The following is a 25,908-nucleotide window of genomic DNA, read 5'->3' on the forward strand; positions in this document are numbered from 1 at the left end:
CGCATGAGGCCAAGTATGGCACGAGTTTTGGGCCTCGAAACACGTTCGGCCAAGGAAGGTTGAGCGCTCGCTTGCCGCTCAATGGCAAGAGCTTGGGAGGCAGTATGCATTTGGGCCTGGCGCGCGCGCAGCTGCTTCCCCGCAGCGATGGATACCGCCGCTTCACTGGGTCACCAATTGACGCGCTGGTCTACCTCGTCGGGTTGAGCTGCCAGATCCCAATCCGGCTCGCCTTGCGCACCATCATCCACCGGCGCGTCGCAGCCCTCCCACAGCGGTGGCCCGCGTGCCGGGGTGATGTGCGGGGGGGCAGACTCCACCCCGATGTGGTTCAGGATGTGGCGGATTTCGGCGCTGTGGGTGATGAAGGCAATGATGCGCATCTGCCCACCGCACATGGGGCACAGCAGCGGAAATGCCTCGTAGATGCGGGCAATCAGCACCGCCCACAAGTAATGCGCCGCTCGCTTCGGGCGTGCTTCAGGTTCGGGTGTGGGTGTGGCCGCGTTGCCCGGCGCCGCCACCCCAGGTACGCCCGCGCCAGGTTGTGCAGTCTCCACCGTGGCTGGTTGCGACGCAGCAGGCTGAGCCAGCGCCGTTACCGCCGCTCTCAGCGGCGAGTTTGGTGCCAGCACACCAAAGTAGCGGTGCCGGTGGGTGCGTGGCGGTGGCACCAGCGCGGCGATGCGGTCGATCAGTTCCAGCGGTGTGAGGTGCAGCTCATCAACCTTGGCACCGCGCTTGTCGCTGGTGGGTTCGCTGCGCTGCTTGCCGCAGCGGTACACCAGTTTGCTTCCCTCTTTGCGTAGGCGCTCCATGGAAAACGGTGGACGCGCGCAATAGCGCAGCAGCCGCTCCAGCGCAGCGCGGTCGTGGGCTTCGATGCACACCCCCGCATCCACCGAGAAGCCGCTGTGTTTGTAGCCCAGCATGTCTTTGGCGTCACAGTTCTCCAGCAGGCCCCGAGCAACGAAGGCGCGCAGGATGCGTTTTTGCAGTGTGGTCTGCACTGGGGCCACGGTAGCCGCATCGATGCCGGTGGCCGCGTGAAAGATGACACCCGGCGATGAGATTCGAGGGGTCGCATCAGCATCGCCCTCGCCCTCCACTTCCTCAAACACCCCGTCCACCACACAAACGTGGAAGTGGACGTGTTCATTGAGGCTGGAGCCGAATCGGTGAATGAAGGCGATGGCACCGATGTGCAGGCCTGCCTTGTCCATATGGGCCGCACCGGGGCTGTGGGTCTGCAGAGTTTGTGCGATCACCCGCAGAAAGATGCGCAGCACCATGCTCAGCACCGCTCCGTCGCGCTGCATGAAGTAACGAAGCCGCTTGGGAACCGACAGCACCCACTGGCGCACCGGCAGGCGGGGGAATACGTGATCGTTCAGGTGCGCTGCTGTCTCCACCATGCGCCGGGTGGTGCACGAGGGGCAGACTCCCCGGCCTTTGCAGGAGAAAGCGACGAAGTAGTCGTGCCCACAGTCGCCGCAGCGAGCGCGGGCAAAGCCATGGGCAAAGATGCCGCACTCAAGATACTTGGCAAACGCTTTGCGCACGAAGGGCTTGGGGGTGTGGTGGTCGCCCTGGCCGTCGAACTGACCCGCGCTGGCCAACTCTAGCCAGGTCTCGTAGTGCTCGGCTACCGTTTGGTAGAGCAGCGTGCGTTCGGGGTGGCGTGGGTTGTAGAGCTTGGGCTTGGAAGTGGCTGACATGAATACTGTACAAATGCACAGTATTCTGCGGCGATTGTTTGGGTACGCAAAGCACAAGGCCCGAACCGTCGCCAGTTCGGGCCTTGGCAGGGTAGCTTGGCTGCGGACTTACTTGCGCGCAGGCGGCACATCCGTGCAGCTGCCATGCGCCACTTCCGCCGCCATGCCAATGGATTCGCCAAGGGTTGGATGCGGGTGGATGGTCTTGCCGATGTCCACTGCGTCGGCACCCATCTCGATAGCCAGCGCGATCTCTCCGATCATGTCGCCCGCGTGGGTGCCGACCATGCCACCGCCCAAGATCTTGCCGTGGCCCCGGCCAGCATGGCCGTCTCCTGATCCTGCTTCGGGGCTGTCGTCGAACAGCAGCTTGGTGAAGCCTTCGTCGCGCCCGTTGGCAATGGCACGGCCGGAGGCGGCCCAGGGGAACAGGCCTTTCTTGACCTTGACGCCCTGGGCCTTGGCCTGGTCTTCGGTGAGCCCCACCCAGGCCACTTCGGGGTCGGTGTAGGCCACGCTGGGGATGACGCGGGCGTTGAAGGCGGCAGCGGCCAGTTCCTTGTTGCCTTGCAGTTCACCGGCGATGACTTCGGCTGCCACATGCGCCTCGTGCACCGCCTTGTGCGCCAGCATGGGCTGGCCCACGATGTCGCCGATGGCGAAGATGTGCGGCACATTGGTGCGCATCTGGATGTCCACGTTGGGGTCTCCTCGTTTTCAGTGCAATAAGTGACGGTACGAAAAGCTAGCACTGGCGCGGAGGTGGTGTTGGTAGATCGTTGATTTCATTGACTTTCCTGTTCACTTTCAAATCTGCGATTCGTGGCGTCAAACCGTGGTCGGTTTCATCCATTGGTGCCAGTTATCGATGCATTTGGCCGCGAAGGCAGGATTTGGTCAGCATAGCGGTCAACCGGGAAGCGAAACACACCCCGCAAGTTGATGCTCTCCAGCTTGGTGGGCGCAATCTTCCCGATCAGTTCCGGTGGAATGACCTGGCGGCGGTTCGACCAGCGATCCAGGACCGCCTGCATCTGTGAGGTATTCCACGCCATCACGATGTTGGCCATCAGGCTCAACGCATCGGCCACAGCCTGCATTTCATCGACACGTTTGGCCTGCGCCGGGCTGATCCGGCCGGTATAAATGGCGCGCTTGAGGGCGTTAACAGCCTCGCCCCGATTGAGCACCCGGCGCAACTCGTTCCTGAAAGCGTCCTTGACAAAGTAGTCAGCCAAAAACGCCGTACGCAGCAACCGCCCCAATTGCACGCCAGCCTCATAGATTGGATCGCCCTGGGCGGCAGAACCGAACCGCGCAAGAGCTGCCACCGCACTGGCATGTCCGCTCATGACCGAGGCTGCCAGGTGCACCAGACTATCCCAATGCTTTTCGATCAAAGCGACGTCGACATTGGCTTCGCACACCGCAGCGATTTCTGCGGGCACTTTGGTGCCGCGTGGCACAAAGAGGTGGCGCTGTTTGAGTTCCTTCAACCGCGGGCAAAGATCAAAACCAAGCAAACGGGCATGTGACATGGCAAAGTCGGTGTAGCCATGGGTATCCACAGCAAGCTGGCTGGTCTCCAGCTTTTCTTGGCGGATGACACCTTCAATGGCCACGCCCGCCTGGCGCTCATTGAGCACAAAGGGCTGCGCATGGAAGATGCCCCACCGGTCTTTTACATGGGAGTAGATTCCAATGGAAGGTGTGTTGCGCCGAGGATCAAGCCGGGCTTGCCACACCCGTTTGGTGGTCTCCATGCTCATCATGTCAGAAGATGCCAAATCGGACCGCCCCCAGGTGGCGGCAATCGGGTGTCGCTGCATGAATTCCAGCACAGCCTGGCAGGCCTGGCTCAGACGCCGTTCGTCCCGCGCCCAGCGCATGGCCTGGCGAATGCTGGTGGCAGACAATTGCGGAATCATGCGCGCGCATTCGACCGCAGTCAGACTGGTGCCGTGGGCCATGATGCCGGCATAGACCATCAGCAGCTCGTCGGTAGAGCGCGGCTCACGTCCGAGCATGATCCAGCTAAAGCGCACCTGGGCGTCAACGGCCAGAATCACTTCCGGCAATTGAACCTCACCGATGCGGTGATCCAAAGCCGCGCGCAGCTTGGTCACTTCTGGGTCTTCGTCCTCTGCGGGCAATGGCGACAAATGGAGTTCATCATCCACGCGCAGTACGCCACTGCGGGCTGCAGCGGCCACCGCATCGACACCGGCAGTTACTCTGGCCAGCAAAGGCTTCAAGAAAGTGGCAGCCTTGCTGGGTAACGATAGACGGGCATAGTGTTTCTTGGACTCTGCCTGCCAACGCTCGTCCGTGAAGAACAAGCGCGCACGACCCCGAAAGCTCAGGCTGTGCTCAATCCAGACCGAGCCATTGCGCACCGCGCGGCGCAGGGCAAACAGGGTGGCCACCTCCAACGCCTGAAACGCCCGTTCCCGGTCTGGGCTGGAGATCGAAACCTGCCAGATCATTCCCAGACTTGGTGCCACCACTTCAACTGGCAGCTTTCTGGATCCTTTGAGATATAAAGCTTGCAGCTTGGCAAGGTACTCGATGGCAGGATGCTCGCCGGTGGCCTGCCAGGGCAGCTTTGCAATGGCGACGAGCAACGACCGCACGGGGCGAATTCCATCAATCAATCCCTCGCGGACCAGGGAGGCCCTGCTCGGTGGTTTGCGTTTCTGGGTTTCGGTGATCAAGGCTTCAAGACGGGCACGCAACTCAGCATCTGGCACCGCACCTTGCGCGCTCAAGGCAACAAGTTCGCCGAGCAGCGTTTTGTACATTGCGGCCCAATTGACGGTAGCGGGGACATCGGCGGCAGCCTGACGCCACAGATCGGCGATCCGGCGCTGCACCATAAGGATCAACTGGTCTGTGGTGGTGAACAGGCAATACCGAAGAAAGCATGCGACCTCCACGGTGCGCGCTGGCTCTTTGATCTTGGCTCCGGCTGAGGGCGGCCTGGAGACAAGTCGGCGCGCGTAGCGGCGCAAGATGAGATCGGGGATGTCTGCCAGGTGCTTATGAACGTCCAGCGTGTAAAGCAGGTCGATGCGCTCCAGTACCTCGCTGATTTGGCGGGTTGAGTGTTTCGCCGGTGCAGCCCATAGCCAACTCTGCTGGGTTTGTCCATCTGGGCGCAGCTCTGAAACTGAGGCTCGCCAGCGATCAAGTGTTGCTGGATCAACGCTGGCGGCGATGGCGGTGCCTGTTTCAACTTCAAGCTGGGCAAGTGCCGCCGCAATCAGTGTCCGAATTGCCCGCTCGTGCACGATCACCAGCTTGTTCTTGTACAGCCATTGACGCGCCCGCACGAGTAGCTGATCGCGGTCGGCGCAGCGCGCCACTTCGTCGCGCAGTTCACGTACCAGTGAGCGGCGCTGGTGCTCGCTCATCCACTGGAATCCAAGGACCGTGCAGGCTACTTGTTGGTGATCGAATAGCGTGCGCCCGCGTTCATACATGGCTCTCAGCGAGGCGACTTCTGGTGCTGCAATGCCAAGCTCGTTGCCAAGGTGGCGCCACAAGGCTACTGGAATTACCCGAAAGGCACCGAGCAAACGCCCACTCATGCGCAGGAAACCAATATGGAGCGCCAGACCAAGCTTGTGGGAATCACCTCGGCGTGCATTGATTGCGTCGCGCTCGGCACCATCGAAGGTGAAAAATGCCTTCATCTCGAAGTCGCTGATATCGCGGGGGAGCCCACGCATCCCCAAAAACGTTGTGTGCCAACCCTGCATCGTGAACCTCAAAAGTGGGAGGCCACCATACCCGTTTACAAAGCGAACAGGAAAGTCAATGAAATCAACGGTCTACCCAGACCACCCCCGCGCCAGTGCTAGCTTTGCGTACCGTCACTTATTGCACTGAAAACGAGGAGACCCCGAAAGTCAAACTGCATCCCGACAAGATATCCCACTAGTTGGCTTGCATGAAGCAAATGAAGCCTCGCGCACTCAGAAGGGAGGCGGCAACCCAACGACGCCAGCAATGGCAGCCGTCTCGCTCAACGAACGCGGTCAGAACGCCACGAGATCTTGAGCGACCTGGACGCCGTAGTGCTGCTGGATCAGGTTGCAGAACAGCAACCAGTCATCTCTTGATGGCTTGGTGTGCGTGCAGTGCAGGCATTCAGCGGCTCCCTGCAGCTGGTCAGAGGCCGAAGTGTGAACGTCCATGCCGAAGTTTTTTGAAAACCGCCCCAGCGTGGAGCCATCCAAGCCGTGTATCCATACAGTTGCGCCGTCCGCGCTCACCTGAACCTGATCGCACTTCAAACTACATCTCCGGTAGCAAACTCCACCAATCCCGACGGCAAGGATCGCAGCACCACGCTCACCGTCTCACCGACCCAGCCGGGCTCAAGGCCCGGCACAAGCCGGCCAAGTTCTTGCATCAGCGCATTCCACTCGCCACCACCCAGCCACGGCCGAGCGCCCCGATGTATATCAAGCCCGCTGCCAAGGTAGACGGCAGGCACGGGCGCTCCGACACCAGTGTCGAATTGGTCTGAGGTGACATCAAGGACACGCCCGTCAGCGAGGCGAAGAAAGACGTGGTTGCATAGGGCTAGCGTGCTTTCTTCGAGTGAACAATCGACGCCTTTGGCCTGCAGGGCGGCGTGAAGAGGCCCGGAGAGGGCGGCACACATGCGTGAGCTGCTTGCGCCTTTGAGGACCGCGCTCCTGAACCTGGCTGAGTAGGACAGCAGTGCGATGTCACCTTGAAGTTGAGGACTTCGTGAAGATTCTTGTTCCATGCGGATCATGCTAGCGCTCGGAGGTCGAGCGTCAAGAGACCAAGTGCACCGCAGCAGCACGCCGTTGGGGGGTCTTGCCAGCTCTGCAGTGTCAACTGGGCTGCGAGCAGTGTCCCGTCCGCCGCGTAGAGGGTGGTCGGGAGCCCTCGCTGGACTCCGAGTCGACTCCTTCTGTCAGCTGGTCTCAGAAGCCCCCGCGAGCATGGCGCGAGCCTCGCGAGTCCCCAGCGCCAGAACGGCACGGATGCGCTCAAGCTGGGCTGCCCTGGGCATCGCCTTGCCGGTTTCCCATCTCGCAAGAGTGGCGGGGGCGGCATCGAGCAGCTGGCACATTTCCTTGCCCGTAACATGCAGGCTGGCTCGCTTCGCAGTGAGAGCTTCGGGCCGGAACACGAATTTCCTGCCGCCTCGACGCGCGGGCTCAGCCGCTTCGTCAGACTGTTTGGGCGCTGCCGCCTTGCCCGAGGCCTTGACCAACGCATTCACCTGAACGGTGAGCTGCTTCACCTGCTTCTTCAGTGCGACGATGTCACTTCGCTGCGAGGAAACCATCTTGCGCAACGACTCAACGTCGCCTTTGCCTTCTTTGCGAGCGATGCGCGCGACTTCGGACTTGAATGATTCTGCGAACGCTGCCATGTATGGCTCCCAATAGACCCGCGGCAAAAGGCCTGCTCATGCCGCCAAAAAAATCCCAGCCGCACCGCAGCTGGGAAAGACTCCACCTTACTTCGCAGCCTTGCGCGCAGCCGCCTTTGGATCCACTACTGCCTTGAACTTGGCGCCGGCGACGAACTTGGGAACCGTCGTTGCAGGGATCTTGAGCGCAGCACCCGTGGATGGGTTCTTGCCCGTGCGCGCGGCCCGCTTGGAGGCCTTGAAGGTGCCAAAGCCCACCAGTTGCACAACGTCCCCCTTCTTCACTGCCGTTTGAATGGTGTCGATGAGAGTGTCCAGGACCCGCCCAGCGGCAACCTTCGTGAGGTCATTCTTGGCAGCGAGGGTGTCGATGAGATCAGAGCGGTTCATGGTTTTCGAGGTCAAGTTGGAGAGTGCCGTTTATATCGCAAGGCCGAAAACGCCCGGCAAGCACTGTCCACTAGCTCCTGCCGCCGCTGCGCTCAATTGGCGCCGGCCACGTCGTCGAGATTCAGCGGCAGGTCCCGCAACAGACTGGTGGTGACCGAAAAGTAGTTCCCTTCGAGACGTGGCGCGCGGGCGCGGACCCAGGCCTCCGCTTCGGGGCGCATGAGCGCGGCCTCCAGCTGGTCCAGAGACGCCTCTCCAGCGCTCACGATGGTGATGCCATGGTCGACAGGGAGGATGCCGGCCGGCACACGCACAGCGCGCAAGGAATTGGCGATACGCGGGATAAGAAGGCACGGCTGGCCCAGGTCGACGCGCTCGAAGCTCTCTGGCGGCAGCCAGCGCTGGGTTTTGCGAACCTTCGACCGCGCCAGCAAATGCATGTTCGCGTCAAGATGCGCCAGCACAGCGGCCGGTGGCTCAACGTTGCGGAAGGTCCGGATCGCATACTTCATAGGAGCGCTGAGCGTCCCGCCCTTCATGTTGTCGGTATCGACGGCGGGCACCAGCATCTGCGGCGGAATGTTGGCGGCCAAAGCAGTGGCTTTGTCGATCACGAACAGCCCGTGCTTGCCAAGCCAGGGCGCGAGGCTCACCTTGGCCAGCGAGGCCAACGTTCGCTGGCCAACGTAGGCCGCATCATCGGCCTCGGGGTAGATAGGCGCCTCGGTGATGGCGGTGCTGCAAGAAGCGGCGTCGCGCAGGATCACGGCCACCGGGTGGATCCGCGGAGGCTGGCCTGCGCGGCGATTCTTCGGGCGATAGAACGCAGAACTGCAGTCCAGGCGCTCGACATGGTGCAAGCCCATGCGCTGGCCAATGGAGGCGCGCAGATCCGCGGCACACCGTGCGAAAAGCCAACGATCGGACGTCACCAGGGCAATCTCACCGCCGTCGCGCAGAGCGAGGGTGCAGCGGCCTAGAAAACTGTGCAGCATGTCGCCCTGAGAGTGGTCCGGCAGTTCACGCTCGTATTCCGTGCGCAGGATCGAGGGCAGGTGCGTATAGCGAAGAAAGGGCGGATTGCCGACCACAAGATCCCACGTCGGCGAGCAGGGGCCCTGCAGCAAGAAGTCGCCGTGAGTGACCATCGAGGTCGCGATCGACGCGGCCCTCACAGCCGAACGGCCATGTTCAACAAGGATGCGCGCCAAGCGTCGGCGCGACTCGGCGGCGGCAAAGAAGTGAATCTCAAAGCCGTGAATGAGGCCTGCCACCCGGGCGTCATCGACCTGCGGCTCAACCTCCAGTAGGAGCTTCAGCGCTGCGCCCAGGAAGACACCATCGCCACAACTCGTGTCCACAAGCCGGCGGTCGCCGGCGGGCCAATTCACCATCCCCAGCAGCTGCTCTACGATTGGCTCGGCCGTGTAGAAGGACGTCGCGTTGTGCAACTGCTCCACGGCTTCCTCCAGCGCACTGAGTGGAAACAGGTCAAGTTCAATAGGTGGGTCTTGCATCATGCAATTCAGGCTACTGACAAAGCGCCTTGTGTCTAGACGCTTTGAGCCCCACAAGGCCACCTGCGGTAGATCTCGCCTACCCATTGCTGGCAGATCACGCACAGGGTGCCAGCGCGTGGAGGAACTTGCACCAGGTGTGGGTATCGCCAATACACACTGGTGCGACCGCGCCCACGAAGATCCACCAATATGTTCCACCGCTTCCGAGGGGAAGCGCGGCGGTGGAACATTGTGGTCAGCAAATCTGCGCTGAAATGTTCCAGCTGCGGCGGGCAAGGGGACGGCAGTGGATCAGCGATTGCCGGCGGACATGCTGTGGCTGGCTCGCTCTCCAAGCAGGGTATGCTTTTGGCATGCACGAGTCGCCGACGATTCCACCCGATCCCCGATCAGCAGTCCGCCAGCTCGCGGCAGACTATGTGGGGTGGGTGCTCGATTTCGAGGGCAGGTGCATTGCGAGCGGCCGGCCCGCTTCGCGCTACTTTCACGCGCCAGGCCTGGAGCTCTACACACGCTGGTCCCGCTCCAAGGTTGCCACGCAGGGCCGCCCCACCATCGTCCTGGCCAACATCGAAGTCCACGAGCCACTGCGCGGCCTGGGCCTATTCAGCGAGATCATCAAGCGCCTATCCGCCCCAACATGTGCGCTTCGCGCAGAAGCGCTGTACGTGGAGTTGGTGGGCGAGAAGCGACTGGCCGCCTGGCTCCAAAACAATGGATTTCACCGGTGCCCAATAGCAGAGGAGGGGGCTCCCTCGTTCTTCCGCTTCAGGCCTGTCCGGAACGGTGAAGTGCAAGCGCCGGACATTGCTGAAGGCGATCTTGCTCTCGATGCGATGAGAGCAGGCTCAAGGCAAGGGTGATGTTGCAGGCGCGCCGCTCGCCACGATCAGGGTGTTTGGAGAATGGTGAAGGCCGATGCCTCGGCGGCCGCGCGCACGACGGCGTCGACGGCGTTCACGAATCCCACATGAAGGTCTTGCCTCTGCATACCCAGCCAGGGCTCCTCGTCGAAATCCCAGTTCTTTGGCATCGGCTTCCCGCCGGGCTTGCCCAGATGGCTCACGTTCTCGCAGTACCAGAACCAATGCTCGTTGCCTTTGCTGGGCCCGAAGCGCATGCGCAAGCTATCCCTCAGGCGGCCTGCATCTGGATGGTCGACCTGGACATCGACAAGCTTTTCGACGCGGTGAACACCCCAGAAGAGGGCGTTCAAGTCGCCCTGGTAGAACTCAAACCGAACGTAGCCAGGCGCTGTCGGCGAGAGCTTCACGCCGAAGGCGGCACGGGCAGACCTCGCTGAAAGCGCGCCCGTGTCCCAGTACAGCTGAGCACCAAAGCGTTCTTCCAATGGGGCCTTCAACCCCTCGATCAACAGCCTCTGTTTGATCGCCTCCAGCGAACGGCCAACCAGCAGTGCGGCGCGCAGGTTCTCCTGCGATTGCGTCACCACGTCCTTGATGCTCTCGGCTTCAGACATACCTACCTCTCCACAAAGGGACTTGCGAACAAGCTGCTCCAGCTGCTCGATGAACATACGCACCACCGGTGGCTCTGTGCACAGCGCGCACGCACCCAGCCATTCAGCCAGCTGCCTGAAACCCATCACCACCAGGCTGCCATCCGCGAGGTAGCGGCCGAGCAATTCCGCACTGATGCTCCGCACCGTGGGAGCCCCATGGCCCAGGTAGACGAGCCTCCACCCTCCGGGGCTGCAGGTCTGGCTCAGTTCCATTGCATAGTGGGTGAGCTGCAGCGGCTGATCCACGGCCCAGGGCTTGTTCTCGATGACGATTGCGCGCTCCCCCTTCAACCGAATCTCGATGTCGTACCGACGAGCCCCGTTGGCAGGCATTTCAAGGTCCACCACGGCTTCATCGAGGCCCAAGCGCCAAGCTGGGCCACAGTCGATGCAGTCCAGGAACAGCTCCAGATATGCGCTACCCTGGCCGTGCGTTCCGCGAGGATCAAGAAGCGCGGAGATGCACCGGGAAAGCCCCATCTCATCAGTTCGCAGGAAGTCGAAGATCTGGAAGCTCGGCGCCGCCGATTTTGCGACCCGGCGCTCTGCATCCCTGAGAGCACAGTGTTCCGCATCCACAGCGCGCAACAGGTGCGCCGTCTGATCGCTCGCCAGGTCAAACCTCATGCGCGCATCCTTGGTCCTCGGTGGTATGCGAGGACTCACCGAGGGATTCGCCGTCCATCCAGTAGACCTTGGCCGTGTAGGCACTCGTGGCCAAGCGCCCCGTGCACATCTCGCACGTGCATGTGGCAACCAGCCCAGGCCCGACGCGCTCCCTGAAATGCTCGCGCCCAAGGTTGAGGCAGTAGGCCACCGAGGCCTGCCACCGGTCATCCTCGAGCAGCTCTTCCGCGACCAGCATCTCTCGCATGTCCTGGCCGAGGCGATGCGCCTTCTCCACTGCAGGCTCCACCTTATGAAACGGTGATCGACGTCTGTAGCAGCGGTACTTCTCGGCGCACCTGGTGGAGATGCTGAGACAGCGCGACGCTGAAAGCTCGAAGAGCTCTGCGACCTCCCGGGTCGGCACGCCCGCCGCGAGCAGGAACCACACCAGTGCATTGCGCATCTGGGTCTCGCCTGGCCCAGCAGGTAGACGTCGATCGGAAGGCCATATTCGCAGAGGATCCAGCGCCTCCCAGGCAACCGGTGCCGATCTCGGCCGGGGCTGGGCCTCGCGCGCCAGGCGCTTCAACTTCACAGGTGCCCTGAACTCCAGTCCCTCACGTTTCGCGTACCACATCGTGCTCAATCCCCTTTACTCAGCGGATGGGGCTCCTGATGAGCCCGTGCCTCCGCAAGGGTCCGAGTCTGACCTCGACGTCGTTGAAACTCAAGCCGGCCTTGCAGTGGTTGAAACACTCTTACGCCCCATGAAAATGCCGTTGTTTGTCGCCAACAAACGGCCCCCTGGTGACGTCGCGCGCGACCGATCTACAGCTACAACACGGCGCATCGCCGGCGCGCAGCTGTCCCACCCTGTGCGCCTGCAGTTCTGGGGTTGCGCGCGGGAAGAACCCCCGCATACTTGCTGCCAGGAGGAAACCATGAACATTCTCGGCTTCGAGCCCACCCAAGAGCAGATCGAGTTCTGTCTGGCAGCCATGACAGGCCGGTTCACAGCTGCCGCAATAGTGGCGGTAGCCATCGAGCACGGCGTACCTGGTGCCGCTCCAGGCAGAACTGCACCCAAGTCCGGCCAGGCCGATGTGGCAATGCGTCTTGTGGACCGCCTGCTGCAGGCGCAGAAGCGCAAAGGACTCATTGCCTTCGCATCCGGAGCTTGGACTGCCGGCCAAGCGGGGTCATCGCTTGTTGGCGTCGCAGCACCTTCCGCCGACCAAGGCGTGCGCCCCGGCCAGGTGTGGCTCGAGTCCACCCGCCGCAAAGACAAGTCCGAGCGAACGGTACTGAGCGTCGACTCGGGAGCCGCTACGCTCACCGGAGTTCCTGAGTTGGTGGTGCCGGTGGCCACCATGCTCGGCCCGCGCGCTCGGTGGACGTTGGTGAGGGAGCCATCGGCACAGGAGATTGCAGTGCGCGCCCTAGTAGGGCAGGAGGTCGTCTTGCTGCGTGGATCGCGCGGCCGGCTGGACGGTATGGGCCGAGAGCGCCGCGTGCGCGCGCGGCTGGACGATGCGAATGCCCACATGATCCACGCCACTCTCCTGGAAGACGACGCACACGCCAGCTCACCGCCATTCAAGGCCGGGGAGAGCGGTGGTTGGCATGGGCTCTCTTTCGTGGAGCTGCCTGCCTGATGCTTCGCTACAAGCCAGGGACTGGCGCACGGCGCGCAGCACCGTGGCGAGCCCCATGGACCAATCCCAACCCGCACAGCGAATGAGCGAGCCCACGACCGAAGCGAACGGTACCGCCCCAGAGCATTCAAGGCCTTTGCCCAGTTTTGCCGTGCAGTTCGTGACCCGTCCACTGATAAGCAGGATCGGAGCGGTGGAGCCGCGCGAGCTGCTGGCGTGGAACCGAAGTAGCCTCCAAGCGCCGCAACCACGCGTGACCACCGGGAGGTTATCGTCAACGCTCGGCGCAACAGGTTCGGCCCGATCTGGGACTCACCTGTCAACGTCAGGATGCCGGAAGAATGGCGCCGGGCGCTTGAGGACACCGAGCGGCTGCGGCTGCTTCCGATCATCTTGCGCGAAGGTGCCCCCGACAACTTCCCTCACCTGACCGTGCGCGAGCTGAGGAGCGAACTCAGGCTGCCGGTGACAGATGCTCTGGGGATCCTGGCCAAGATCGAAGCCATCAATAGGATCCCAAAGCTCGGACGAAGCCCCGCCGCAGGATGGGACCACTGGAGGCCCCGCCTGCCGACGTGCACTGGAGGCAGGGGTCGCCCGTGGACCCGCCTCCAACGGCCGATGACATCGCACCTGGCTATGATGCAGCGAGGAATGATTGGAGCTGCTGTAGGAAGGTCTTGTGTGAGATCACCCCTTCTTGAAAGAGATGAAGAGCCCTCGCCGGCAACAAGGCGATGACCTCCTCGTCGACCCTGATCAGCAGTTGCCCAAGCTGCAACGGCTTGCCATCCACCAAGGGCGCAGGCCCTGAAGCCGCAGACAGTGCTCTGGAGAACATTGCCGGTCCGTACCACTGGGTGACCAGCCACTCCGAAAACTGAGCGGCATCCTCCATTGCCGAAGGCGTCTCCAGCATGCGGTAGGACCACTCGAGCAGTGCGGCGTCCCGATCGGTCGCCCACAGCGCCTGGAGGGTCTGCGGGTCCATCTCAGCGTTGCTTCGCATTCAGGCATTTCTCCAGCGTGTTCAAAAGTTGCGACGATCGTTGCATGTTAGCCTCTATACCCACATCCGCACGCGCCGCACGAGCACAGGATCCAGTTGCAATGGGAGCAAGCCAGCCGAATCCCCCCGTCCAGCTTCTGCGAGCAGCTATAGCAGTGTGTGACCCGCCTGGTGACGGCTGTGCGCTGTGCATCCTGGCCAAGCACTCCCCCGTACGGTACACCCAACTCGGACAGCTTTTCCCGGTGCCGGGCGACGGCCTCCGCCTGCTGTAGGTAGTAGGGCAGCTCGGATGCGCGCCACGCCGGCCCATGGGTCTCGAACCAGGCAAGGTATTCCTGCTGCAATGGACCATCAGGTAGGGGGCCTCGGTAAGTACGGATGACCTTGCGCAGGACATGCGGAACGTATTTCACCACCTCCCGCGACCGCTCGTCCCAAAGAAAAACATGAGGACTACCGTCAATCTGCAAATCGGGGTCGTAGAGCAAGCGAGCTCCGTCCAAGTCTCCCACCCATAGCCTGCGCTGTGCGGTCGCCTCCGGCTTTTCAGCGGGTGCGCTGACCGATGCTTCCTGAAGAAATGATTCAGGCCTATCTAGCCGCTGCAGCCCTCGGCCCACGTCCTTCGCCTCCACATCAATCACGAGGGGGCCGCCCGGCCAGCGTGGAGTGGAACCTTCTCGCCTCTCGTCGGCATCGCGGTCTGGTGGGGGTGGGTTTGACCCTGGTGGCTGCCGAGCGTGCGGCTTGCTGGACCCGTCCAACTCCTCCCATAGCATCGTGAGAAATGAGCCGCCGGCGCCAATGACAAGCCAAAGAGGCACCCCAATTGCTCCTCCCAGGGCGGCTATACCCGCCCCTTGGCCTCCTGTTACAACGGCACCAACCACAGCCGTCACGAAACCAACCCGCCACTTGAGACCTCTCTCGGTCCACGCCAGCCGCTTCAACTCCATGGCCAGGGCCCGGACGATGGACATTGCAACGCCGTCGCTCAGCGTCACGGTAACGGCCCTCTTGGCCATGCTGAAGGTCTCACCCCCAGCCTCCCTGATCGCAATCAGCTTGGCGACCCAATCCCGCAGTTGGGCCCGCTCCGAGGGCAAAGTCTGCTCCACAACTACCTTTGCAAGCTGCTTCAGTTCAACCCTCTTGTTTTCATCGGTCATGGCCAAAACTCCCTCGGCAAAAGTGCTGAACCCGCACACGTTACCCAATACCGCGATGCTACTCAAGGAGCCTCGATCGCCCCGCATTCGCAATCGCTGATGCCAAGTGCGCGGCCGCCGGCTCGACGCTTGCCCCACAATAAAGGCGACCACCTCCAGGCGTTCCGACCATGAAACAACTCATTCTCACGGCCTTGTTACTTGCTAGCCTTCAGCAATTCGCTGCTGCCGCCGAACCGCTGGCTGACTTCAAGGTCATCGTGGAAGAATGCAAGGCATCCTTCGCCGCCAAGCCACCTACTAAGGTCGCATTCAACCCCACCACGAGCTCTTGGACCAAGCAGGCAAGCTTGCCTGCAGTCATCACCTTCGACGTCAGAAAGACAGACTCCCTCGTTCGCCCATACTCAGCGTTCATTGAAGTCCTCGAGACGCGCACTGCGGAAAAGGCGTCCGATGAGCAGGCGGCCAACAGTCTGGTCGTCAACGTCGAAGAGGCTGCATCTGCTGTTCGAAACACGTCCCGCATCGACTTTCTGTTTGAGGAAGGCAAGTGGACCATCCAGGGAGGTTCGTACACGACATCCGTGAGGATCCGCGGCGAGAAGAAGTTCGACTCGCCCAGGTCAATTTCGAGCACGCCTGAAAAGATCCGCGCGTGGAGCGGTGAAATTGCCTCCTGCGTGGGCAAGTAGGACAAGTCATAGCGCCCGTGCACACATCCGCGAGCCTGACGTGCCCGTGGCCAACAATTCGCCCCCAGCTGCCAGGCAACCGCTGCGGTCGCTATGACCCGCCTGGTCTGGTGGGCGGAGCGCAACTATAGGTGCACCACACCCGCTTTGTTGCCCCTGGATGAGTCGCTAGAATCACCTCGACACTCGCTGCGTTCGCGAACGCAGCCTTCGTTCCCTCCATGGGAATCCCAACCCGCGGCAACCGAGCGTCAGCCAAAGCTGGCATTGGTCGATGCGCAAGGCTTGCGCAGGCGCGTCACGCGCGCCATTGTCAAAACATTTCAACCCAACGGGGCCCCATGCCCCTATGGGACGGGGCTCCATCCATTTTCCGGAGACCTCATGAATACCAACAACCACATCCATTCGGACATCGCAACGCCGGTGCGCTCCCTCCTATGCTGCTGCTGCGGTGGACGCCTCGAGGGCCGACAGTTCTTCAACCAGGACACTGGACATGGCCTGGGCGACTGCTGCGTCAGCTACGTCAAATCGCGGACCCCTGATGACATGGAACGCACTTACGGAGTCGACGGCGTGCACTACAACCTGGACCCATTGGCCCGTGTGTACAGCCTGTCAACACCAGGAGCATTCGAGACCTGGCGGATCGCCCAGAACCTCACCGACCGCTGGGGAGAGATCAACATGGGCGGGGAGAACGTCAGTACCAAGCTCCTGCTGCAGGCCGATGCCGACCTGTTGGACCGCCTGCAGCTGCAAATGTTCGACGAGGACACCTTTATCGTTCGCAAGGATGGTGTCTGGGGCGTCCTGTTCGAGCTCGAATTCTGCTCACGGGAAAGCGAGGTCAACATCGATACGGCCGAGGAGAACGCCAAGCGACCCGCAAGGGACGTGGTGATCGCCAACCTCATCGCTGATCTACAGGAGCTGCAGCAACAGTTCCCTCGTGTGCATTTCGCGGTACCAGATCCGGTGCACGTTTACGAAGGGCGGCCAGCTACCTGGGCGTTCGTTCCTGACGGCCTCCTCGAGCAGCTGCAGCGGGAGGCCCTGGGCCGAGCGCTACAGTCGATGCATGGCTGATCGCCAAACTTAGCAACCGAGCTGCCGCATTCCGCCCCCGGGCTAAGCTGGGCAGCTCGCAGTGGCGCAAGCATGGCTGCCGCCACAACAAGCCCGCCAAGTGCCCTACAAGGGCCTTGGCGGCGCTTTCCAGAGCTCTCCCGGCAGTAGGGGCAGAGAAGGCTCTGGAAAGTGCTCGCTGCCAGACGTGCACCCGATGAAGCAAAGCAAAGGTGCGCCACCAAGCTCACGGTAGCTGCCCCCTCAGAACCACGTCCGCCCGCGGGCATTTTCAGTCTGCCGCCGCAGCATGCCCAGCTCGCTCCAACCACTCAAGCGCCCTGGGCCGTACTACCTGATGGTTCCCCCCAGCCGTTCGAATCCGCACTTGCTTGCTCGTCGCCCGCACTACGGTGACCTCGACACAGAACTTCAGCTCTCCGCGCTCAACTTTCCGCCATCTGGCGGTGTCACCAGGCGCGAAGTCGTGCTGTGTGGCCAGGGGCACCCACATGCCAGCCTCCTCCACGAGCTTGCAGTGGCCGAATGCGTCTTTTTCCAGTGCGCCGCTCTGCAGCATGGCCTCAATGGGCCGCTGGTCCACCTGGCTGATCTTGCCAAACTGGTCGAGCACAAAGCGCCCTGTCTTCGCATCATGAATCACTCGGCCGCCAGCCTTCATCAGGTCTCCGAGTGCGCGCTGCGCCATGCTCAATTGCTTCATCCTTCTCCACCTCTGCTCAAGCTGGCGCATGGCCGGTGAGCGCTGCGCACAGTTGCGCCACGCGCTTCGCGCCGCGCAGCACTGCAGGTGGTGAATCGTCGGTGTGGCCCTCGGCGTAGAGGTCAGCATCGCCTTTGAGGTACACCAGCTGCACCACATTGGCTTCAACGAGCACTCGTCGCCCAGATCGGCTTACTTCGATTGCCATCTGAGACGGTTCATCTACCGGCGCGCGGTCGCTGTAGTCGTCCCAATAGGCTGCAGGAATACAAAGTTGAGCCATATTCTTCCTATTCTCAAAGCCGCTCCCACGCAGCAACGAAGGCGCGAGCACCCTAGCTACGCAACGATCGTCTCTGCAACGTACAGCGCCCACTTGGCACCGTAGTCGCTATGGCCGAACGCCAAACGCTCAACCGCCGACACCTCTTCGATCGAGGGCGTGCGCAGGCCATTTTGCTGGCCGAAGTCGCTGGCAGCTGTCCACACAGCCTCCACTTCGGCCTGGTGCCACTCATCGACAGTCCTCCCCTTGCGCAGCTGAGCCTCGCGACGAAACGCCCGCTCGATGACTTCGGCCGCATCGATTTTCAGCCTGTGCCGTCGATGAATCTCTGCGAGCTCCCCTTCAGTCATCACGCCCCCCAGCGAGTTCAATGGAGATGACCGTGTCGTCGTGCATCCGGTCGCCATCGGCTTGATCTGCCTGTGCCTGGGCATCCTCCAGGCTCTCGGCCGAAACGCGAACCACTTCGGTGTATTGGATTGTGCGAACGAACCTGAATTCCGGCATGGCAGTGCCCCTCTACGAGTCCAAGCCAAACCGCGCGCGCAGCTCGGCTATACGGTGCTCGCGCTGAATCTCCAGTGCATGGGACTCCGGGCTGGCCAGTTCTGGCCGGCTGGACACCGAAGTGCAGTAGTTCGCGCTCTCACGAACCAGGCGAACGAGCTCGGACAGCTCACGCCGCATGGATTCAAAAATCATCATCAATCACTCCTGTCATTGAATTTTCAGTGGTCCACTAAGGTCCCCATCATCACCCGTAGCGACGGCCCTGCCGCTGCAGTGCGGCGAAGCGCACGCCTTGCCGTATGGCCACGTGGCCAGCAGGAACATCGTCCTCGCCCTCCAGCTCCGCGAAGCGCCGGTCGGCCAAACCTCGATCCTCAAAGCAAAAGCGCTGCGCCCAGCCGCCCCCGGCACAGCCCAACACAATCGCCCGCGTGAACAGCAGGTCTTGCAGTGCCGCCACAGACCCATCCGGGAGGACGCGCGCGGCCATGCATCCATTGCTGGTCACCAGCCAGGTGCACAACGCATCGGCCTCTCGCCTGTTAATCGTCTCAACGTCGGCTCCGGCCAGGCACCCGTCGTCGCCCGCCTCGGGATTTGTCATCAGCACCTCCTGAAAATCGGGAACAGTTTATCGCCCGCAAATGGCAGTACCTTCGGTCCAGTTGCCATCCAGCCGGGGCTGTGGCGACGCCGGCCGTTGGTCGCTTAGCACGACGTGGAGCGGGGCTTCCGCGCCACGATTGCGCCTGGGATGTTCTCCAGTGCCTTAATCCACCCTTCCTTTCCGGCGTCAAGCCCGGCAGTGTCCAGTGGAGGTGCGGGCACTTCCGGGGGAACTTGGCGCGGCACCAAGGCAGGGCCACGGCCGGTACGTGGCTCACTACCCGTAGGCACCGCCTGCTGTTCCCGGCCGGGCTCCTCAGGTTTAGCGGCCGTAGAAGTGACCAGCGCCTCGCGCATGAGCGCCCCAGCAGCGCCGAACATGACCAATCCCATAATGCTGATCAGAAGGCCCCGAGCCAAGCCGTAGGCCATCACCCCTTGCTGCCCAAGAACAGAGGCCGTGGTGGGCCTTGCAGCAGCCTGCAGCTGCGCCATTTCCTTCGCGAGGGGCGCTATCTCACCCTCCACCTTGAGGGCATCACGCAACGCGGACGCCCCCAGGGTGCGCGTCCACGCGTTAGAACTCGCGCTTTGCTGTGTGCCGTTGTCGCGCAAGCTCTGCGCAGCTGCACGACGGGCGTGGATGGTGGCCTGCAGTTCAAGCGCGCGCTGGCTCGATGCTGAGGCCGCAGCCTCACTGGCCTGGTCCAGAGCGCCCTGGGTGGCGTAAATCGTTGCTGCCTCAAACGCCAGCAGCAGAATGCCTGTGGCGATGAGCTTGATGCGCAGGGACCTCAGCTTCTTGGCCGGTAGAAGGGCCGCGAGCCCGAAAGCCGCCATTTCCGTGGCGATCATCAGCATGCCGGTGGCCACGAGCATGCTGCGCGCCATCGGGTCAGGCTCCAGGCGCTCCAAGCCAAGGATGAAGAACTGCGCGGTTACGCCGCAGGCCGCGATGCCAATGGCTGCAGTGATGAACGAGAGGGTCACGTAGGCCCAGCGGGGGAGTTGGAAGGATTCGGGTTCGGGGCTCATAGAGGCTGCATTTTCGTCGTCGGTCTCTATTCAAAGTACCGACTCTCAGTGCCTCGTCAACCCCTTTTGATGTACCTATCTGGTCCAGAGTCTGCTATGTCGACGCAGCCTGCCTCCAACTTCCTGAGAACCTGGCCGTAGTTATCGTGCAGTGGAGGCCACCCAGGCCCCGTTTCAAGTGCCCCCGGCGCGAGGCGGCCATGCAACACAGCAAGGCGAACGTGAGGGTGGGCATGACCAACGGCGGCGAGCCAGCCAGCGCAGGGAATCTCGCTTCCCGACTTCGACTGGTGGCAGGCGAACAGCGCCGCCCCAAAGTCCGGGCCATGGCCACGCTCGTTCGGGCAGGTCGCCACCAATTCCTGCGCCTTGGCCAGGCTGAACTCGGGGATGTCCTGGGCGCCCTGATCAAGGCGCCAGGGGCAACTAGGGCAGGGCTGAGTGAGCGTGCGCCATCCGTCAGTCGAGGCAGCGGTGTTCTGGCGGCCGGTGCCGCACTCTGACGCTTGGCCAATGGGGCAGCTCATGACTGAATAGCTGCATCCAAAGCAGCTAGCCTCGAGGTCATGACGGCGTTGTGCCGGAGAGCAGCGTCGAAAAACGCGGTAGCTTTTCTTGAGTGGACGCGGCCGATCAAAGCTGCCGCGTTGTCGGCCGACCAGTTTGAGGGGGACGTCATGTTGCGTACGGGCATATTCGCGCGCCTGGTCAGCGGTTTGATACGCCTGGCCTCCCCGTCCATAAGCGGCGCCGTGAACGTGGTGCTGGTGTTCAGCTCGGCTCGATCAAACCAGACGGTGTAGCTGAAGTCTCCGCGGCGCTCGCGCCGGGCCGCCATCACTGATGCAGGCTCGTAGCAGTCGGCGGACAGCGTCTTGTGCCGGGCAATTGGGTCCAGAGACAGCCGTTGCATGAAGGTCGCCAGGGGCATCGCCATGACTTTGACCGGCTCCCTCGGAATCAGGTTCATCACATCGACCGCGCTTACCTTGGCCTCATGCCCCCCTGGTCCGGCAACAACCAGCATGCCATCCGCATCAAGATGCTGATAGAACCAGTAGGGACACTCAAAGCGCCAGCCACTGGGGTTGCGGAAGGCCTCCCGCATTACGGCTCGGCTCGCCACCTCGACAAGGGTCAGCGGCGTGAGGTCCAGCAGTGAGTTCAGCAATTTCTGCCCTTTGTACTTGGAATTATCTTGCTCCAAGTATCAGCTGGACCGACTACGCGTCAAGCCCAAAAGGGCGCGCCTCCGAGCCGCTGTGTGAACGCCTTCTCGCCAGGCAGTGACCGCAGTTTCCACGAGTGCCCTTCACTAGCAACCTTCCAGCCTGACTTGAGCGTGGTGAAGCAATCCTGCGAGAGAAGCTGCCGCTCAAACACCACAACCATATTCAGACTTCGTTCACTGCAATTGGGTGAGAGCACCAAAGAAATTCAGGATCAATACGGGAACTGAGAGCATGAAGGCGATGGGCAAAGTGCACGCCAACGCCAAATCCCACCGACCGTGCTGATATGCTAGGCCCAAGGCCTTTTGGCGACATTGGTACCAGATAAACCAAACCGCGCCAACGAAAGTGATCGCGAGTAGAGCCCAGGAAAGCGCAGGGCGCAATCCAAAATACAGCGATCCCCACGCGGCAAAAGACGCAAGCATTGAAGCGACACCGCAATAGTCAAAAAATCTCGACATAACTTCTCTCAGTCATTCCCTAGCAATGCATGTCGTTCGACAGTGACATTTATATCAGGACTATTGCCCATCCAAGCGATGGTCCACTGCCCGTTCGCGTGAACCATCTCGACGTCGGCCCTCTGATCAGCTGCAAGGGTCTCGTCGAAACCAACCCACTGAAACTGGACCAACTGCGCTCTTAAATCTTCTTGCACGATTTTCCTAGATGACGACTTTACTATCCAGAGTGGAAAGCTCTTTGAGGAGCTCATCCTGCCGGGCAATAGCATCTGCGAACCTTGGATTGTCCATGTGAGCGGATTTAGCCAGCGCCATAACGCGTGTCTGGCCGGCGATATCAGCCAGCTGTTTGTGTATTGGCCAGCAGGCCGCGAAATACTGCTCAGATGTCATGATTCGTTTCCCGTATCAGTCGGTGTAAATCTGCTGCCATTCAATAGCCAGGTACTGGATGCGCCTTGCGGCGATTGAGGGCGTAGAAGGCCATTCTCTTGGCCATGCGCGCTTTGGGCTTGTTGATCTGCATGATCTTCTTTCCTCTCAAAGAGTTCCGGGGAAGTGGCGGTCAAAACTGCCTGCAGGGCACGAACAGATTCCGCACGGCGCATAGGATTGAATGTTGGAAATGTGATCCAGCGCGTCCGCAACTGTGCGAAACGATACCGCAGGGAAAGCCCAGGCCTTGGCTGGATACACGGTTGTGTGTGGCGAAATGCGGGCCATATCTCTTTTCGGGGGGTTGTTGGTGACCACGGTGCTTTCCTCGCCTATTTATGGTGCGCACCATTGACCGCCAAAGGCCCAACAGGCGCCATTCGCGAATGCAATGATGACCAGCAATAGCGCCGCCGGCGCGAACACGATTGCCAGCGAGATGGCCATGCTTTTGGCCAAAAGAACATGCCACATGGAGCTTTCCTTGGTTTCTAAGTAGGCATCGAACCACGACGGGGCGCAACTTTCGACTTCCCCTCTTCAAAGACGATCTTAAACGTTTCACCGAGCTGCTCAGCGATGTTCTTAATCCTGTTGATTTCGATATCGTCACTGTTTGACCCCTTATATTCAGAGTAAAGATGCACGAGTCGCAGCCACAGGATATGGAGCAACGCTTCTATATCGTCGGCCCCCAGTGAGAGATTCTTTAATTTTTCAGGCATATTGCTTTCCTTTAGTTGCAGTTACTTCTTGTAGACATGTTCACGATGGAATGCCAAGTACGGGTCATGCGCTGAATTAGGCTTACGTAGGCGCATCGTGCTGGTAACCCCGAGCGCTGGCCAAGCGTCTTGCAGAAGTCGCGGAGAAATGATGATCGTCCCGCTGTCTTCGAAGGAAATCAGTCCTGCGTCAAATAAAGCGTCCAAACTCGCCACCAACAAAAGGCCGTTTAGTGGGTCAAGACGCTCTTTTGAGTCGCAGGCAGCCCAAGGTTTGATGTGGGATGCGCGCAAGGCTGCTGTCACTTTGCACCCCGTGACTGCGCAGGACTTCCAATGCCTAAGAAGGTCCTTTCGAAAAATGTCCTGCCCCACCCTTGAGGTCACAACGCTCGACCTTGACGTCGCTCGCGTAATGGTCTGCTCAAACCTCTGTGCTTTCAACTTGGCAGCATCGAGGCCGCTTTTCGTGTAATCCTCACACACATCCAAGAACTTATTGGCAGATACCTCGTCAACGAATTGGAATCGCCATCCTTCATACTCGACAAGTTGAGTATGTGGATTCACTTTCTTGGCTACAAAGGCTTCGAATTTCTGGTTTTTTGTGACCCCGCTACGCGAGGCGACAACACCTTTGATAGAGCCTAACGTCTGTGCGAGTTCCGTCAGCGATGCGTCGATGAAAAGCTTGTTCTGTCCTAATTTTCCGTCGCAAGCATAGATTGGCATCTCGGGGGAAATTTGCCATTGCCAGTAAAAGTTGCCTCTTGCCTTTGACTTCTCATAACCACGAGCAGCGAGCAAGTCCCCAAGGCGGTTGAAAATCTCTTGGGGCGACCGTTGTGACTGCTTCATGGGGCGCTCTCTAATTAAGGGCTTGCTAATGTTCACCCCTGGTATGAGGCCTTTGTCTTTCACGTGCATTCCTCGATCAGTTTGGTGTGACTCGGGATCGGTCTGCGATGGGCGTGTACCCAAGCACCTTCCCACCATCTGCGGCATGCTCGATGCGCTCAGGAGCACCAGGCGCTGCCAAGTTGTAGTGGACCAGCACATTGCGGCCGTCCTTTTTGATCAATTCGCCTTCGCAAAGCATGCCGTCCCACAGTAGAAAGATGCAGGCGCCTGTCAGTGGGGGGGAAGTCCGGGCGTCAGGGTAATCTGGAACATGTACTGTCTTCCTACTTGTTTCTGCGGGCAGTTAGAACCTTGCCCTGTTTGTCTACCATGAACTGCACACCGTGAGGTTGCCCATGCTGCGGCAACTGAGCCGCACGGGCGTCCGCCTCCTCCATTGATTCGAAGAGCACGATCGGGGCACCATCGAAAAGATTGCGGTCCGCCAGCCACTCTCCGGACTCCTGCAGGTATTGCATTGATCCCATGCCGTAGAACTGCGCTACTCCCCAGGACTTTGCCATTGAATCATCCTTTTTAGCTTTGCGGCTGGGGCGTCGCACGCCAAACCTTCAACATGTGCGCCATCCACTCAGCCCCAACTCGATCCACCGCGTAGGCAATGGAGTCACCAGGCGCTAACTCCCGCATGCGGCCGGACGCAAGCGCCACGTACAGAAGCTCGCCCGTAGACAGCACACCTGCGCACTCATAGTTGCCATCCCATGCCTGCCGGGCAATTTCATCCAGTCGATCAAGCTCTGCCATTGTCTTTTTTCCTATCTCACTGTGCCAACGCGGCGCCGGTCATTGGGTCAAAGTTGGCGCTGGACTGAACTTCTTCCAAGGAATAGACCACAAGCACATCAGCCCTCTCGGCGTCGCGCGTGTAGTAGCGAAACTGCCCATCTCGCCAGTCCCAGTCATGAAGACGATCTTCAAAGAAGACCGTCTTGTGGTGAACCAATAGCTGGTCCTGCATGAACTCCGCCTCATTGACCAGCGTTGCAACCCGAACAGGTTGCCTCGCCAGCGGGATCTTGTGCAGGCCGCTTGCCTGCACATCGCGAAGAATTTCAAAGTCAGTCGCCTTTTACATGATCTGCTTTCCTTCACTATTCCAGCTCTAGCTTTGCAAGGTCACGCCCAGTTACAGCGAAGTAGCTATCCTTGCAGTTCTCAGGCGTCCATGCGACCCATTCCATACAGTTCTGGAACTCACCTGGCTGCTGAAGCGTTGCTCGCAAATCCTTGCCAGCGTGAGCCAGGCAGAAGGCCCCCACCACAGTAGCGCTGTCCGCACCTCGAAACCAGCTCGATGAATGCTCCGCTACGTGGACCATCTGCATGGTCTCCTCGCAGTAAAGCGTGACACTGTGGCTCATTGGTTTCCTTGATTTCAACTCGAATATGGTTCTTGCACGTTTTTTGCGCCGCAGCGTTCGCAATCACCGAACTTGCCCTGGCCGGTTGTTTGTCGCCAGTGACGTACATCGTGGCCATACTTCGCACAATACTGTGCTGCTGTAAGCGTATAGCGATCCCAAATTTTTCGAAGCACGCCTTGCTCTCCTTCCCTTGTCAGTTCTGGTTGCAGGATCACTACACATTCGTAATCAACTCATTCTTTCCATTGTCAGCGTTTCGCGGCATGGCAGATAGAGGTAGCGGCCACAGACTGCACTGCAGCAACTGCATCAGGCGTCAGTGCCAACAGCTGGCCTCCCACCTCATGCACTTCAAGCTGTTCGTCGGTCGATGTGTTGCGAACCCAGGCCTTGCCCTGCACGTCCAGCATCGCCCTCAAACGAACGTAGCCTGCAACCAATTCCAAGCCACCACCGGTTGCGTTCCTGACGTAGATCGACATGTCGCTTTCCGTGCAGATACGTGAGCCAGCACGGAAGGCTTCGAAGGTCGGAGCCTCCCACTCACCCTGGTACACAGTGGAGAGAGGGGCAACGGGCTGGTGCTCGGCTTTTGCGGGGAGGGCAGCGCGAAGCTGCCTGAGGAAAGACCGACCCTGCGCCTTGCGGCGATTGAGGGCGTAAAAGGCCATTCTCTTGGCCAGGCGCCCTTTGGGCTTGTTGATCTGCATGATCATCTTTCCGCTCAGATTGTTTGCGTCGCTACGAACAGAACGCGGTGGGGCCACCCTGGCAAACCCCGGCCCTCCCGCCAATCGGTATAGCCAATGCAATGCCCTCC

28 protein-coding genes and 1 pseudogene are annotated in these 25,908 nt (G+C 60.7%); 3 read left to right on the top strand and 26 right to left on the bottom strand.

Going from position 1 to position 25,908, the window contains the following annotated elements; all coding sequences use genetic code 11:
* Positions 1–170 precede the first annotated feature (170 nt).
* The 9 genes and pseudogenes from ACSQ9E_RS33415 to ACSQ9E_RS33455 form a co-directional block, all read right to left on the bottom strand.
* Positions 171–1,718, bottom strand: coding sequence for an IS91-like element ISPps1 family transposase (locus ACSQ9E_RS33415; protein WP_076205821.1), 1,548 nt, complete (start codon positions 1,716–1,718; stop codon positions 171–173).
* Positions 1,719–1,826: 108 nt separating this feature from the next.
* Positions 1,827–2,432, bottom strand: a pseudogene (locus ACSQ9E_RS33420) (FAD-dependent oxidoreductase); the annotation flags it as partial.
* 131 nt (positions 2,433–2,563) lie between these two features.
* The gene (locus ACSQ9E_RS33425; RefSeq protein ID WP_044402914.1) at positions 2,564–5,479 is read right to left on the bottom strand and encodes a Tn3-like element IS1071 family transposase; all 2,916 of its coding nucleotides are present in this window, start codon (positions 5,477–5,479) and stop codon (positions 2,564–2,566) included.
* A gap of 279 nt (positions 5,480–5,758) precedes the next feature.
* On the bottom strand, positions 5,759–5,959 hold the full coding sequence (locus ACSQ9E_RS33430; RefSeq protein ID WP_436220415.1) for a hypothetical protein: 201 nt from the start codon (positions 5,957–5,959) through the stop codon (positions 5,759–5,761).
* Between the two features lie 713 nt (positions 5,960–6,672).
* Positions 6,673–7,137 carry a helix-turn-helix domain-containing protein gene (locus ACSQ9E_RS33435; protein WP_436220416.1) on the bottom strand — a complete coding sequence of 155 codons (465 nt, stop codon included), beginning with the start codon at positions 7,135–7,137 and terminating at the stop codon, positions 6,673–6,675.
* Positions 7,138–7,224: 87 nt separating this feature from the next.
* A complete protein-coding gene (locus tag ACSQ9E_RS33440; protein WP_436220417.1) occupies positions 7,225–7,527 on the bottom strand; it encodes an HU family DNA-binding protein in 303 nt (100 codons plus the stop codon).
* Between the two features lie 92 nt (positions 7,528–7,619).
* Positions 7,620–9,044, bottom strand: a complete 1,425-nt coding sequence (locus ACSQ9E_RS33445) for an Eco57I restriction-modification methylase domain-containing protein (protein ID WP_436220418.1) — start codon at positions 9,042–9,044, stop codon at positions 7,620–7,622.
* 892 nt (positions 9,045–9,936) lie between these two features.
* Complete coding sequence (locus ACSQ9E_RS33450; protein ID WP_436220419.1) at positions 9,937–11,196, bottom strand: PD-(D/E)XK nuclease family protein; 1,260 nt, start codon at positions 11,194–11,196, stop codon at positions 9,937–9,939.
* Positions 11,186–11,641, bottom strand: a complete 456-nt coding sequence (locus tag ACSQ9E_RS33455; RefSeq protein WP_436220420.1) for a hypothetical protein — start codon at positions 11,639–11,641, stop codon at positions 11,186–11,188. Before ACSQ9E_RS33455 ends, ACSQ9E_RS33450 begins: the two co-directional genes overlap by 11 nt.
* Positions 11,642–12,119: 478 nt before the next feature.
* Here ACSQ9E_RS33455 and ACSQ9E_RS33460 point away from each other — a divergent pair, with 478 nt between their 5' ends.
* Positions 12,120–12,833, top strand: coding sequence for a hypothetical protein (locus tag ACSQ9E_RS33460; protein WP_436220421.1), 714 nt, complete (start codon positions 12,120–12,122; stop codon positions 12,831–12,833).
* A 637-nt stretch (positions 12,834–13,470) separates the two neighbouring features.
* Here the strand turns inward: ACSQ9E_RS33460 and ACSQ9E_RS33465 are convergent.
* Together ACSQ9E_RS33465 and ACSQ9E_RS33470 are read right to left on the bottom strand one after the other, a co-directional pair.
* On the bottom strand, positions 13,471–13,824 hold the full coding sequence (locus ACSQ9E_RS33465; protein ID WP_436220422.1) for a hypothetical protein: 354 nt from the start codon (positions 13,822–13,824) through the stop codon (positions 13,471–13,473).
* Between the two features lie 65 nt (positions 13,825–13,889).
* Entirely contained in the window at positions 13,890–15,014 is a 1,125-nt protein-coding gene (locus ACSQ9E_RS33470; RefSeq protein ID WP_436220423.1) for a hypothetical protein, read from the bottom strand.
* 170 nt (positions 15,015–15,184) lie between these two features.
* Between ACSQ9E_RS33470 and ACSQ9E_RS33475 the strand changes: the two genes are divergently transcribed.
* Both ACSQ9E_RS33475 and ACSQ9E_RS33480 read left to right on the top strand, forming a co-directional pair.
* On the top strand, positions 15,185–15,709 hold the full coding sequence (locus ACSQ9E_RS33475; protein WP_436220424.1) for a hypothetical protein: 525 nt from the start codon (positions 15,185–15,187) through the stop codon (positions 15,707–15,709).
* A 384-nt stretch (positions 15,710–16,093) separates the two neighbouring features.
* Positions 16,094–16,801: a hypothetical protein gene (locus ACSQ9E_RS33480; protein WP_436220425.1), complete on the top strand. Its 708-nt coding sequence runs from the start codon at positions 16,094–16,096 to the stop codon at positions 16,799–16,801.
* A gap of 271 nt (positions 16,802–17,072) precedes the next feature.
* Here ACSQ9E_RS33480 and ACSQ9E_RS33485 read toward each other — a convergent pair whose 3' ends face one another.
* The 15 genes from ACSQ9E_RS33485 to ACSQ9E_RS33555 all read right to left on the bottom strand — a co-directional run bounded on the left by ACSQ9E_RS33485 (position 17,073) and on the right by ACSQ9E_RS33555 (position 25,798).
* Positions 17,073–17,504, bottom strand: coding sequence for a hypothetical protein (locus ACSQ9E_RS33485; protein WP_436220426.1), 432 nt, complete (start codon positions 17,502–17,504; stop codon positions 17,073–17,075).
* 16 nt (positions 17,505–17,520) lie between these two features.
* Positions 17,521–17,712 carry a hypothetical protein gene (locus ACSQ9E_RS33490; RefSeq protein ID WP_436220427.1) on the bottom strand — a complete coding sequence of 64 codons (192 nt, stop codon included), beginning with the start codon at positions 17,710–17,712 and terminating at the stop codon, positions 17,521–17,523.
* 131 nt (positions 17,713–17,843) lie between these two features.
* Positions 17,844–18,140: a hypothetical protein gene (locus ACSQ9E_RS33495; RefSeq protein WP_436220428.1), complete on the bottom strand. Its 297-nt coding sequence runs from the start codon at positions 18,138–18,140 to the stop codon at positions 17,844–17,846.
* Entirely contained in the window at positions 18,133–18,297 is a 165-nt protein-coding gene (locus ACSQ9E_RS33500; RefSeq protein ID WP_436220429.1) for a hypothetical protein, read from the bottom strand. Before ACSQ9E_RS33500 ends, ACSQ9E_RS33495 begins: the two co-directional genes overlap by 8 nt.
* Before the next feature lie 12 nt (positions 18,298–18,309).
* Positions 18,310–18,495: a hypothetical protein gene (locus ACSQ9E_RS33505; protein ID WP_436220430.1), complete on the bottom strand. Its 186-nt coding sequence runs from the start codon at positions 18,493–18,495 to the stop codon at positions 18,310–18,312.
* Positions 18,496–18,544: 49 nt separating this feature from the next.
* The gene (locus ACSQ9E_RS33510) at positions 18,545–18,904 is read right to left on the bottom strand and encodes a hypothetical protein (RefSeq protein ID WP_436220431.1); all 360 of its coding nucleotides are present in this window, start codon (positions 18,902–18,904) and stop codon (positions 18,545–18,547) included.
* A gap of 104 nt (positions 18,905–19,008) precedes the next feature.
* Entirely contained in the window at positions 19,009–19,941 is a 933-nt protein-coding gene (locus tag ACSQ9E_RS33515) for a hypothetical protein (protein WP_436220432.1), read from the bottom strand.
* 56 nt (positions 19,942–19,997) lie between these two features.
* Positions 19,998–20,468, bottom strand: coding sequence for a DUF6283 family protein (locus ACSQ9E_RS33520; RefSeq protein ID WP_436220433.1), 471 nt, complete (start codon positions 20,466–20,468; stop codon positions 19,998–20,000).
* Positions 20,465–21,148: a hypothetical protein gene (locus ACSQ9E_RS33525; protein ID WP_436220434.1), complete on the bottom strand. Its 684-nt coding sequence runs from the start codon at positions 21,146–21,148 to the stop codon at positions 20,465–20,467. Before ACSQ9E_RS33525 ends, ACSQ9E_RS33520 begins: the two co-directional genes overlap by 4 nt.
* Positions 21,149–21,841: 693 nt before the next feature.
* On the bottom strand, positions 21,842–22,033 hold the full coding sequence (locus ACSQ9E_RS33530; protein WP_436220435.1) for a hypothetical protein: 192 nt from the start codon (positions 22,031–22,033) through the stop codon (positions 21,842–21,844).
* A 533-nt stretch (positions 22,034–22,566) separates the two neighbouring features.
* Positions 22,567–22,800, bottom strand: a complete 234-nt coding sequence (locus ACSQ9E_RS33535; RefSeq protein ID WP_436220436.1) for a hypothetical protein — start codon at positions 22,798–22,800, stop codon at positions 22,567–22,569.
* Between the two features lie 21 nt (positions 22,801–22,821).
* The gene (locus ACSQ9E_RS33540; RefSeq protein ID WP_436220437.1) at positions 22,822–23,658 is read right to left on the bottom strand and encodes an HNH endonuclease; all 837 of its coding nucleotides are present in this window, start codon (positions 23,656–23,658) and stop codon (positions 22,822–22,824) included.
* A 326-nt stretch (positions 23,659–23,984) separates the two neighbouring features.
* Entirely contained in the window at positions 23,985–24,224 is a 240-nt protein-coding gene (locus ACSQ9E_RS33545) for a hypothetical protein (RefSeq protein ID WP_436220438.1), read from the bottom strand.
* 260 nt (positions 24,225–24,484) lie between these two features.
* Entirely contained in the window at positions 24,485–24,763 is a 279-nt protein-coding gene (locus ACSQ9E_RS33550) for a hypothetical protein (RefSeq protein ID WP_436220439.1), read from the bottom strand.
* Positions 24,764–25,336: 573 nt separating this feature from the next.
* Entirely contained in the window at positions 25,337–25,798 is a 462-nt protein-coding gene (locus ACSQ9E_RS33555; protein ID WP_436220440.1) for a hypothetical protein, read from the bottom strand.
* Between the last annotated feature and the right edge of the window lie 110 nt (positions 25,799–25,908).

It is taken from the genome of Acidovorax sp. LjRoot118 (assembly GCF_964253575.1).
Taxonomy (GTDB): domain Bacteria; phylum Pseudomonadota; class Gammaproteobacteria; order Burkholderiales; family Burkholderiaceae_C; genus Acidovorax.

What these genes read in the sequence shown, in the direction of transcription:
- ACSQ9E_RS33415 (WP_076205821.1), bottom strand. Translation starts at nt 1,718, where the DNA reads ATGTCAGCCACTTCCAAGCCCAAGCTCTACAACCCACGCCACCCCGAA.
- ACSQ9E_RS33425 (WP_044402914.1), bottom strand. Translation starts at nt 5,479, where the DNA reads ATGCAGGGTTGGCACACAACGTTTTTGGGGATGCGTGGGCTCCCCCGC.
- ACSQ9E_RS33435 (WP_436220416.1), bottom strand. Translation starts at nt 7,137, where the DNA reads ATGGCAGCGTTCGCAGAATCATTCAAGTCCGAAGTCGCGCGCATCGCT.
- ACSQ9E_RS33440 (WP_436220417.1), bottom strand. Translation starts at nt 7,527, where the DNA reads ATGAACCGCTCTGATCTCATCGACACCCTCGCTGCCAAGAATGACCTC.
- ACSQ9E_RS33445 (WP_436220418.1), bottom strand. Translation starts at nt 9,044, where the DNA reads ATGCAAGACCCACCTATTGAACTTGACCTGTTTCCACTCAGTGCGCTG.
- ACSQ9E_RS33450 (WP_436220419.1), bottom strand. Translation starts at nt 11,196, where the DNA reads ATGAGGTTTGACCTGGCGAGCGATCAGACGGCGCACCTGTTGCGCGCT.
- ACSQ9E_RS33455 (WP_436220420.1), bottom strand. Translation starts at nt 11,641, where the DNA reads ATGCGCAATGCACTGGTGTGGTTCCTGCTCGCGGCGGGCGTGCCGACC.
- ACSQ9E_RS33460 (WP_436220421.1), top strand. Translation starts at nt 12,120, where the DNA reads ATGAACATTCTCGGCTTCGAGCCCACCCAAGAGCAGATCGAGTTCTGT.
- ACSQ9E_RS33465 (WP_436220422.1), bottom strand. Translation starts at nt 13,824, where the DNA reads ATGGACCCGCAGACCCTCCAGGCGCTGTGGGCGACCGATCGGGACGCC.
- ACSQ9E_RS33470 (WP_436220423.1), bottom strand. Translation starts at nt 15,014, where the DNA reads ATGACCGATGAAAACAAGAGGGTTGAACTGAAGCAGCTTGCAAAGGTA.
- ACSQ9E_RS33475 (WP_436220424.1), top strand. Translation starts at nt 15,185, where the DNA reads ATGAAACAACTCATTCTCACGGCCTTGTTACTTGCTAGCCTTCAGCAA.
- ACSQ9E_RS33480 (WP_436220425.1), top strand. Translation starts at nt 16,094, where the DNA reads ATGAATACCAACAACCACATCCATTCGGACATCGCAACGCCGGTGCGC.
- ACSQ9E_RS33485 (WP_436220426.1), bottom strand. Translation starts at nt 17,504, where the DNA reads ATGAAGCAATTGAGCATGGCGCAGCGCGCACTCGGAGACCTGATGAAG.
- ACSQ9E_RS33490 (WP_436220427.1), bottom strand. Translation starts at nt 17,712, where the DNA reads ATGGCAATCGAAGTAAGCCGATCTGGGCGACGAGTGCTCGTTGAAGCC.
- ACSQ9E_RS33495 (WP_436220428.1), bottom strand. Translation starts at nt 18,140, where the DNA reads ATGACTGAAGGGGAGCTCGCAGAGATTCATCGACGGCACAGGCTGAAA.
- ACSQ9E_RS33500 (WP_436220429.1), bottom strand. Translation starts at nt 18,297, where the DNA reads ATGCCGGAATTCAGGTTCGTTCGCACAATCCAATACACCGAAGTGGTT.
- ACSQ9E_RS33505 (WP_436220430.1), bottom strand. Translation starts at nt 18,495, where the DNA reads ATGATGATTTTTGAATCCATGCGGCGTGAGCTGTCCGAGCTCGTTCGC.
- ACSQ9E_RS33510 (WP_436220431.1), bottom strand. Translation starts at nt 18,904, where the DNA reads ATGACAAATCCCGAGGCGGGCGACGACGGGTGCCTGGCCGGAGCCGAC.
- ACSQ9E_RS33515 (WP_436220432.1), bottom strand. Translation starts at nt 19,941, where the DNA reads ATGAGCCCCGAACCCGAATCCTTCCAACTCCCCCGCTGGGCCTACGTG.
- ACSQ9E_RS33520 (WP_436220433.1), bottom strand. Translation starts at nt 20,468, where the DNA reads ATGAGCTGCCCCATTGGCCAAGCGTCAGAGTGCGGCACCGGCCGCCAG.
- ACSQ9E_RS33530 (WP_436220435.1), bottom strand. Translation starts at nt 22,033, where the DNA reads ATGACATCTGAGCAGTATTTCGCGGCCTGCTGGCCAATACACAAACAG.
- ACSQ9E_RS33535 (WP_436220436.1), bottom strand. Translation starts at nt 22,800, where the DNA reads ATGCCTGAAAAATTAAAGAATCTCTCACTGGGGGCCGACGATATAGAA.
- ACSQ9E_RS33540 (WP_436220437.1), bottom strand. Translation starts at nt 23,658, where the DNA reads ATGAAGCAGTCACAACGGTCGCCCCAAGAGATTTTCAACCGCCTTGGG.
- ACSQ9E_RS33545 (WP_436220438.1), bottom strand. Translation starts at nt 24,224, where the DNA reads ATGGCAAAGTCCTGGGGAGTAGCGCAGTTCTACGGCATGGGATCAATG.
- ACSQ9E_RS33555 (WP_436220440.1), bottom strand. Translation starts at nt 25,798, where the DNA reads ATGCAGATCAACAAGCCCAAAGGGCGCCTGGCCAAGAGAATGGCCTTT.